The organism is Nocardia sp. alder85J, from assembly GCF_020176955.2.
Lineage (GTDB): Bacteria > Actinomycetota > Actinomycetes > Mycobacteriales > Mycobacteriaceae > Nocardia.
The window spans coordinates 1-1,582 of the sequence record NZ_JAIUCZ020000030.1 but is presented as its reverse complement, the minus strand read 5'-3'; the positions used below and the strand labels follow the sequence as shown (position 1 = coordinate 1,582).

Here is a 1,582-nt window from a genome sequence, read left to right as displayed (position 1 = left end):
GGGTGGGGCCGAAGCGGTGCTGGTGCCGTTGTCCCTCGCGCAGCAGCGCATGTGGTTCCTCAACCGCTTCGACGACCGCACCGGGGTGGACAACATTCCGGTGGTCCTGCGGCTGACCGGCGCTCTGGACGTCGCCGCCCTGGCCGGCGCGCTGGAAGATGTGGTCGCCCGGCACGAGACCCTCCGCACGGTCTACCCGGAGATGGACGGCATCGGCTATCAGCAGGTGCTGCCGATGGCGGAACTCGCCTTCGACATCGTCGCCGAACCGGTCACCACGGACCTGCTGCCGTCCTGGATCGCCGAGGTCGCGGGCTCGTATATCGACGTGACCCGGGAGATCCCGTTCCGGTTCGCGCTGTTCCGCGTCAGCGACGCGGACGATCCCGGCGCGGGCGACCCGCCGGTGTTCGTCGCGGTGCTGGTCGTGCACCACATCTCCGGTGACGGCTTCTCGATGCGGCCGCTGCTGCGGGATGTGGTGGCGGCGTACGGTTCTCGCGCCGCGGGTGAGGCGCCGGTGTGGACGCCGCTGCCGGTGCAGTACGCGGACTACGCGGTATGGCGGCGCGAGGTGCTCGGATCGGCGGAGGATCCCGGCTCGCTGGTGTCGCGGCAGCTGGCGTACTGGGTGGACCGGCTGCGCGACGTGCCGGAGCAGATCGAGCTGCCCGCGGACCGGCCGCGGCCGGAGGTGGCCTCGTATTCCGGTGGGCTGCAAGGGTTCACGGTGGACGCCGGATTGCACGAGCAGCTGCGAGAGTTGGCGCGCGCCCGGGGCGTGACGTTGTTCATGGTGGTGCACGCCGCGCTGGCGGTGTGGGCGGCGCGGATGTCGGGGAGCCGGGACATCGCGGTGGGCACGCCGATCGCGGGACGCGGGGATCGCGGCCTGGACGATCTGATCGGCATGTTCGTGAACACCCTGGTGCTGCGGACGACGGTGTCGCCGCAGTGGTCGTTCGAGGAATTGCTCGCCGAGGTCCGCGCGGCGGACGTGGCGGCCTTCGCGCACGCCGATGTGCCGTTCGAGCAGCTGGTGGATGTGGTGTCGCCGGTGCGGTCGCAGGCCCGGCACCCGCTGTTCCAGGTGGCGCTGACCTTCGAGGCCGCCGGTGCGGTGGAGGCGGCCGGTGTCACGCTGCCCGGACTGTCGGTGACGCCGGTGGAGGTGCCGGTCGCGACGGCGAAGTTCGACATCCAGCTGACGGTGGGCGCGACCGCCGACGGCGGGCTGGGCCTGTCCTGGAACTACGCCACGGATCTGTTCGACCCGGAGACCGTGACGGCGTTCGCGCAGCGGCTGATCCGGGTGTTGCGGGCGGTGGCCGAGGATCCCCGGGTGGTGATCGGGGACATCGATCTGCTGACCGAGACCGAGCGCCACGATGTCACCCGGCGTTGGGTTTCGTCGGAACCCGTTGCGCTACCGGCGATCTCCTTCGGCGACGCGGTCGGCCCGATCACCCCGCGCTCCCCCGGCCTCGATCCCGCGGCCAACCTCCCGGATCTGTTCGATGCCACCGTCGCGGAATTCGGCGATCGGCTCGCGGTTCGGTTCGGTGATGATCGGCTGTCGTAT

General features: G+C 70.9%; 1 protein-coding gene. It reads left to right on the top strand.

The window, feature by feature from the left end; all coding sequences use genetic code 11:
- A partial coding sequence (locus LBW94_RS44110) for a condensation domain-containing protein (RefSeq protein ID WP_266273630.1) occupies nt 1–1,582 on the top strand: 1,582 nt, incomplete at both ends.